Here is a 6,546-nt window from a genome sequence, read left to right as displayed (position 1 = left end):
CCCAAAACCGCCGCCACAACCCGCTCGCGAAGATCATTGGAAAGAGGTCGGGTCATCAGATGCTGGCCTCCACTCCAGCCAGCATCTTGAATCACAAAACCGACAAATCGGGAATCCCCTTCGATTCCATCAAGCCGTGAACCGCTCTAGGCTGTTTCGGGCCAGGTCGCCGCGACCATGGCCAGCGTCTCGGCCCGATCCGGCGCGCCGAGCCTGCCGCCAAAGCGCAGGCATTTGAGCGCGGCGGCGGCACTTGCAAAGCGCAAGGCCTGCTCGACCGGCATGGCCTCCGTCAGTCCGACAGCAAGGGCGCCGTGAAAGACGTCGCCGGCGGCTAGCGTGTCAACCGCCTTGATCTTCGGTGCCGCGACATGACGGGATGATCCCGTCGCGCGATCGAACCACCAGGTGCCTGCCGCGCCGCCGGTGACGGCGACGAACGCATCGGTGCGGGAAGCCATGTCGGTGCAAGCGCTCGCCAGATCCAGAGCCTGGCCGCAGATGATGCGGACGGCGGGCTCCGAGGCGACGATGTGCGAAGCCAGCGGCAACAGTTGCTCCAACACCGCCAGCGGGGCTGTGTCGGCATCGAGGATTGCCGGCCGGCCTGCCGCGCGCGCTGCCTTGAGGGCAAGCGCCGCGGCACCCGGCCAGCGCACGTCCACCAGCACGGCATCGAATGCCGTGATGTCGGCGAAAGGCAATGCCTCTGGATCGGCCTGGGCCAGGCTGTCATAGAAAGGCACGATGATGCGCTCGCCATGCGCGTCGACCAGGATCGAGGCCAATGCCGAGCGGGCGCCGCCGACGCGGCGGACATAGCCGCAGTCGACACCCTCGGCCTCGATCCCGGCGATCAGCTGATCGCCAATGAGGTCGTCGCCGGCGCTCGCCCATAGCGACACCTCGGCGCCCAGGCGATGCGCGGCGCAGGCGGCACTGGTGGCCATGCCCGAGGCGATCTGCACACCGTCGGCGGCGATGAATTTGCCCTGGTGCGTGGGCAGCGTCTCGACACGCAGGATGGTGTCCAGCGTCAGCGCGCCGACGCTGAGGAGCCTCGGTGGGCTTGTCATGGGCGCGCTATTGCACCGGCTTGATCTTGCCGAGCGGGATGAAGCCGAGCGAGGCCTTGCCCTTGACCACTTTCAGCGGCATCGACGGTTCGCTGCCGAGCATGGCGAGCGCGGCAAAACCCTGTTCGATCGCGTTCTTCTGCTCGGGTATGGCGCCGGCCAGAATGGCCGCCACGGCCTTGGGATCCTTGATCCTGATCATCAGATCGGCGTCGACCAGGCCTTCGGCGTCGACCGACAGCGGCCCGGAAACGGTGACCCGCGCCGTGCCCGACGACAAATCGAGGTTGCGGATCTCTACCCTTTGGCCGCGAAGGCTCGTCACCTGCGTTCCGATAAGCGCGACACCATTCTTCAGCGTGGCGTCGCCGCTGGCATCGAGCGCCGGCAGCACGCGGCCGCCGATCGCATCCGGGTCGATCTCCAGATCGGTGAAGCTGCCGGCATAATCGACGTCCTGACCGTTCGGCTGCAGCTGGCCGGCCGCCCTGCCGGCGCTGAACAGTTCCACCGGGTCGGTGTCGTCGGCCGGGTCGGTCTGGCCCGACAGGCCTTCCGCCTGCAGCGCAACGCGCTGCGGCAGCGGCCATGAAAGCTTGACCTTGGCCTGCAGATTGTCCCAGTCGATCCACAGCGGCACCATGCCGGGGACGGAGGTCCTGAGCGGACCGCGCAGATCGGCGACCGGCGACAAGGGCTGGATGATCTGGGCGACGGCATTGAAGGAGCCGGCCGAGGCTGCGATGTTCTTGGCATCGTCCTCATACGCCAGATTGTCGCAGGAGACGGTAAAGCTCAGGGGATAGCCGCTGACCTGGAGATTGGCGCAGCCGGCATTGATGCCGCTCTTGTTGAGCGTGGCGACCGCCTTGTCGGCCTCGACCCTGACCCTGTTGGCCAGATAGAACCAGCCGCCGCTGTAGATGGCGAACAACACAACGATGAACGCCACAAGCCAGAACAGGCCGCGGCGGGACTTTGGTTGGCGTTCGTCACTTGACGTCATGCTTTGGCTCTCATTAACCCACGGTGTTGGTGGACGAACCTTCGATTCCAACAACCAGGTAGACATTGACGGATAGGTAGCCGGGGACGGACGGAAAAAACACCGGTTTCCGGTGCGGTGTGGCCATTCTTTTTGCAATCAGGCACGGCGATATGGGCGATTTTTGGGTGTTTGGCTACGGTTCGCTGATCTGGCGGCCGGGTTTCGCACATGTCGAGACACGGCGCGCCCATCTGCACGGCTACCGCCGCTCGCTCTGTGTCTATTCCTTCGTGCATCGCGGCACGCGCCAGCGGCCCGGGCTGGTGCTTGGCCTCGACCATGGCGGCTCCTGCGTCGGCCTGGCTTTCCGCGTGCCCGGCGAGTTGCGCGACGAGGTCATCGCCTATCTGCGCGAGCGCGAACTCGTCACATCAGTCTATCTCGAACGCACGCTCAAGGTCCGCCTCGAGGGTGGCGGCACGGTCGAAGCGGTCGCCTACATCGTCGACCGCAAGCATGAGCAATATGCCGGCGCGCTGGATGCCGCGCATGCGGCCGCGGTGGTGCGCGGCGCTGTCGGCCAATCCGGCAACAACGAGGATTATGTGCTCAGCACGTTGAAGCATCTGGAAGCATTGGGCATCCGCGACCACTGGCTGGAGGATGTGGCACGGGGGATAGCGCCATCGTGAATGGCTGGCTCTGCGGAAAGAGGGGATCAGGCCTTTGACCTCGAAGCGGCACGACCTAGCTTAGGCTCCGAACCCAGCCAGCGGGCTGCATGCGCCCCATCCCAATCATCACGGAGAACCATCTTGCAGAAACGCCGTCTCGGTCGCACCGACCTTTCCATCGCGCCGCTGGTTCTGGGCGGCAATGTCTTCGGCTGGACCGCCGACGAGAAAACCTCGTTCGACCTGCTCGACCGCTTTGTGGCGGGCGGACTGAACGCCATCGATACGGCCGATGCCTATTCGCGCTGGGTGCCCGGTAACAAGGGCGGCGAATCGGAAACCATCATCGGCAACTGGATGAAGGACTGTGGCAACCGGGACAAGGTCGTGGTGATCACCAAGGTCGGCTCGGATATGGGGCAGGGGCACAAGGACCTGTCCGCCGCCTATATCGAAAAGGCCGTCGAGGCCTCGCTGAAGCGGCTGCGGACCGATGTCATCGACCTCTATCTGTCGCACTGGCCGGACCCGGCCACGCCCTATGAGGAAACGCTTGGCGCCTATGAGAAGCTGCTTGCCAAGGGCAAGGTCCGGCATATCGGCTGCTCGAACCTCGACGCCGGCCAGTTGCGCGCCGCGCTCGACGTGGCGAGCCTGCGAAGCCTGCCGCGCTACGAGGTGCTGCAGCCGGAATACAATCTCTACGACCGCTCCTCATTCGATGGGCCGTTGCGCGATCTGTGCGTGGCCGAGGATATCGGCGTGATCACCTATTTCAGCCTGGCCAAGGGCTTCCTGAGCGGCAAATACCGCAGCGAGGCCGATCTTGGCCAAAGCGAACGCGGCGAGGGCGTCAGCAGCTATCTCAACGCGCGCGGCATGCGCATTCTGGCCGCTCTCGATGCCATATCCGCCAAGCATTCGGCGAAACAGGCGGAAGTCGCTCTTGCTTGGGCGATCGCGCGGCCAGGCGTCACCGCACCGATCGCCAGCGCCACTAAGGCCAGCCAGATGGACAGCCTGATCAAGGCGGCGTCGTTGAAATTGACCGCCGACGACATGGCCGAGCTCGACAAAGCGAGCGACTGAGGCTTCGGCCGCGATTAGAGCAGCTCACCGTTTCATGGAAACGGCGAACCGCTCTATCTCTTCCTCTTGCCCCAATTCCCAAGGGAAAACGCTACGCGCTTTTTCCCGGGAAAACCGCTTCACACTTTTCCTGGAATTGTTCCATCCGCACGAACGTCCAAGACCACCCTCCTGCCTTGCCATAGTGTCCTCCGCTATTGGCAAGACAGAGGGTGCAATGACCGAGCCGCTTCTTTTGCAGCCGCAGCTTTGGCGACCTCTGCTCGCCCTGGTGCTGGCCGCCACGGTGGTCATGGGCAGCCCAGGGCCGGCAACGATAAGCGTCACCGCTGTCGGCGCCGCCTTCGGCCTGCGCGATTCTGTGCGCTACACCTGGGGGATCGTTCTCGGCACGGTCGCCGTGCTGCTGGTGGTGGCGACCGGGATCCTGGCGGTGCTTGGGTCGATGCCGAAGCTGGCACCGATGCTGGTTGTCGCGTCGGCGGCCTACATCCTCTATCTCGCCTTCAGGATCGCCACGGCGCCGCCGCTGGCAGCACGCACGGCCGAGGCTGCGCGCCCGACCTGGCTGGCCGGGTTTCTGCTGGCGGTCGCCAACCCGAAAGCCTATGTGGCGATCGCCGCCGTATTCGCCGGCACCTCGTCGAACCAAGGCGGTGCGGAACTCGGCCTATGGCTGAAGCTGACGGTTCTGGCCGGGATGATCGTTGTCATCCACGCCGTGTGGCTGCTTGCCGGCGCGGCGTTCGCGCGCTTCCTGCGCAGGCCTGTCGCTTCGCGGATCATCAACCTGGTCTTTGCCGCGACGCTGGTGCTGACCACCGTGCTGGCTGTCTACGGCTGATTGCCTGGCTGGAGGTCGTCAGACCTTCGCGCCGAGCTCCCGCAGCCGCTTCAACGCCGTCGGCGGGAAGGCGGGCGGGTTGGCCGCGCGGGACGCTTCGACGAGCATCTGGTCACAAGCCGCTTCCGTCTCGCCGATCAGGCGCGCCATGAACTCGTCCTTGCCGAGGCCCGGTGGGATCGGCGGCAGGAAACGCGCCTTGATGGTGCCGGGATAGCGCAGGAATTTGCGTCGCGGCCAATAGAGGCCGGCGACATGGGCGACCGGCACCACCGGAACACCAAGCTGCGTGTAGATTTCGACGATGCCGTATTTGTAGGCCGGCTCGTCGCCCGGCGCCCGGCGCGTGCCCTCGGGATAGATGATCAGCTGGCGCGGGTTGCGCGCCATCTCTTCCTTGGTTGCCGCGACCACCGCCTTCAAGGCCTTGGAGCGGCTGCCGCGATCGACCGGGATCATGCGCATCTTCATGATGTACCAGCCGAAAAACGGGATCCAGGTCAGCTCGCGCTTGAGGATGTAGAGCGGGTCCTGGAGGAAGGGGAAGAAGGCGATCGCGTCCCAGAACGACTGGTGCTTGGGCGCAAGGATGAAGGAGCCTTCGGGCAGGTTTTCCTGTCCGGTGATGTCGTTCTTGGTTCCGGCGATCTTGTCGTAGAGCCACATGCAGCTGCGCGACCAGAATTTCGGCACGAACCAGGCGCGGTGGCGGGGCGACAGGAAATAATAGGGGGTCCAGAGGATCATCTGGACGATCAGATTGACGTAGAAGACGAAATTGAACGCCAGCGATCTGACATAGAGCATGGGGGAGGTCCGGTGAGGAAGTGTGCGTTGGTTACACCAAGCGCGGGGAAAAAGGAAATGGCGCAGGCGTGTCCCGATTGATGTGAAGCACGGCTCACGCCAGCGCAGGCATGCTAGCCCAATCGCGCCAGCCGCTCCTTCAGACGCGGTGCGGCAAAGTCGAGGAAGGCGCGCAGCTTGACCGGCAGCAGGCCGTGGCCCGCATGCACCAAGCTCACCGGCCACGGTTCCGGCTCGAACTCTTGCAGCACGATGCGCAGCATGCCGGACCGCACGGCGGCATCGACCTGATAGGAAAGCACTTTCGTCAGCCCGACGCCGGCAATCGCGGCATCGACCGCCGCCTCGGCGGTGTTGACCTGCAGGCGCGAGCGGACCTGGACCGTGACGTCCGTCTTGCCTTTGGCGAAGCTCCACGGGGCGGCGGAGGAAAGTCCCTCGAAGGTGATGCAATCGTGGGTGCCGAGATCTTCCGGGATCGTGGGTGTGCCGTGTTCGGCCAGATAGGCCGGGCTGGCGCAGACAACGCGGCGAATCGAGCCGACGCCAATGGCGACCAGGCTCGAATCCGGCAACTGGCCGATGCGCAGCGCGAGGTCGAAATGGTCCTCGACCAGCTGGGTTATGCGGTCCGCCAGGGTCAGGCGGATATCCACGTCGGGATAGGCCGAGAGAAAGCCGGTGACCACCGGCAACACATGGAGACGGCCAAACACGACTGGCGCGGTGATGGCCAGCTCGCCGGTCGGTGCGCTGTACTCGCCGGCCGCGGCGCGTTCAGCCTCGCCAACGTCATCGAGGATGCGGCGGCAGGCCGCAAGATAGGCCTCGCCGGCATCGGTCGGCGTCAGCCGGCGCGTCGAACGGTTCAGCAGGCGGGTGTTGAGATGGCGTTCGAGATCGGAAACCTTGCGGCTGACGGTCGCCAGCGGAACGCCGAAACGGCGGGCCGCGGCGGAAAGGCTGCCGGCCTCCACCGCCGCGACAAAGAGCGACATGGCTTCGAGACGATCCATTACTTCTTCCAGAAAATGGAAGGAATGATTGCAGATATGCCATCTGCATTTC

The 6,546-nt window shown here is 64.7% G+C and carries 7 protein-coding genes; 3 read left to right on the top strand and 4 right to left on the bottom strand.

Annotated elements, in window-relative coordinates:
- Nucleotides 1-146 precede the first annotated feature (146 nt).
- Both AB4Z43_RS30850 and AB4Z43_RS30845 read right to left on the bottom strand, forming a co-directional pair.
- The gene (locus AB4Z43_RS30850) at nucleotides 147-1,076 is read right to left on the bottom strand and encodes a sugar kinase (RefSeq protein WP_441940530.1); all 930 of its coding nucleotides are present in this window, start codon (nucleotides 1,074-1,076) and stop codon (nucleotides 147-149) included.
- 7 nt (nucleotides 1,077-1,083) lie between these two features.
- A complete protein-coding gene (locus AB4Z43_RS30845; RefSeq protein ID WP_027047439.1) occupies nucleotides 1,084-2,082 on the bottom strand; it encodes a DUF2125 domain-containing protein in 999 nt (332 codons plus the stop codon).
- A gap of 152 nt (nucleotides 2,083-2,234) precedes the next feature.
- Between AB4Z43_RS30845 and AB4Z43_RS30840 the strand changes: the two genes are divergently transcribed.
- The 3 genes from AB4Z43_RS30840 (at nucleotide 2,235) to AB4Z43_RS30830 (ending at nucleotide 4,671) form a co-directional block, all read left to right on the top strand.
- On the top strand, nucleotides 2,235-2,756 hold the full coding sequence (locus AB4Z43_RS30840; protein WP_027047438.1) for a gamma-glutamylcyclotransferase: 522 nt from the start codon (nucleotides 2,235-2,237) through the stop codon (nucleotides 2,754-2,756).
- 123 nt (nucleotides 2,757-2,879) lie between these two features.
- Complete coding sequence (locus AB4Z43_RS30835; RefSeq protein ID WP_441940528.1) at nucleotides 2,880-3,827, top strand: aldo/keto reductase; 948 nt, start codon at nucleotides 2,880-2,882, stop codon at nucleotides 3,825-3,827.
- A 217-nt stretch (nucleotides 3,828-4,044) separates the two neighbouring features.
- Nucleotides 4,045-4,671: a LysE family translocator gene (locus tag AB4Z43_RS30830; protein WP_441940526.1), complete on the top strand. Its 627-nt coding sequence runs from the start codon at nucleotides 4,045-4,047 to the stop codon at nucleotides 4,669-4,671.
- A gap of 18 nt (nucleotides 4,672-4,689) precedes the next feature.
- Here the strand turns inward: AB4Z43_RS30830 and AB4Z43_RS30825 are convergent, their stop codons facing one another.
- Both AB4Z43_RS30825 and AB4Z43_RS30820 read right to left on the bottom strand, forming a co-directional pair.
- Entirely contained in the window at nucleotides 4,690-5,478 is a 789-nt protein-coding gene (locus tag AB4Z43_RS30825; RefSeq protein WP_019861421.1) for a lysophospholipid acyltransferase family protein, read from the bottom strand.
- A 113-nt stretch (nucleotides 5,479-5,591) separates the two neighbouring features.
- On the bottom strand, nucleotides 5,592-6,494 hold the full coding sequence (locus AB4Z43_RS30820) for a LysR family transcriptional regulator (RefSeq protein ID WP_441940524.1): 903 nt from the start codon (nucleotides 6,492-6,494) through the stop codon (nucleotides 5,592-5,594).
- Between the last annotated feature and the right edge of the window lie 52 nt (nucleotides 6,495-6,546).

This window comes from Mesorhizobium sp. 2RAF45, from assembly GCF_052115225.1.
In the GTDB taxonomy this organism is placed as follows: Bacteria; Pseudomonadota; Alphaproteobacteria; order Rhizobiales; family Rhizobiaceae; genus Mesorhizobium; species Mesorhizobium jarvisii.
The sequence above is the reverse complement of the archived record's forward strand: the minus strand, read 5'-3'. Positions and strand labels throughout refer to the sequence as shown.

Coding starts and splice junctions, on each gene's coding strand:
- AB4Z43_RS30850 (WP_441940530.1), bottom strand. CDS start 1,076: ATGACAAGCCCACCGAGGCTCCTCAGCGTCGGCGCGCTGACGCTGGAC.
- AB4Z43_RS30845 (WP_027047439.1), bottom strand. CDS start 2,082: ATGACGTCAAGTGACGAACGCCAACCAAAGTCCCGCCGCGGCCTGTTC.
- AB4Z43_RS30840 (WP_027047438.1), top strand. CDS start 2,235: ATGGGCGATTTTTGGGTGTTTGGCTACGGTTCGCTGATCTGGCGGCCG.
- AB4Z43_RS30830 (WP_441940526.1), top strand. CDS start 4,045: ATGACCGAGCCGCTTCTTTTGCAGCCGCAGCTTTGGCGACCTCTGCTC.
- AB4Z43_RS30825 (WP_019861421.1), bottom strand. CDS start 5,478: ATGCTCTATGTCAGATCGCTGGCGTTCAATTTCGTCTTCTACGTCAAT.
- AB4Z43_RS30820 (WP_441940524.1), bottom strand. CDS start 6,494: ATGGATCGTCTCGAAGCCATGTCGCTCTTTGTCGCGGCGGTGGAGGCC.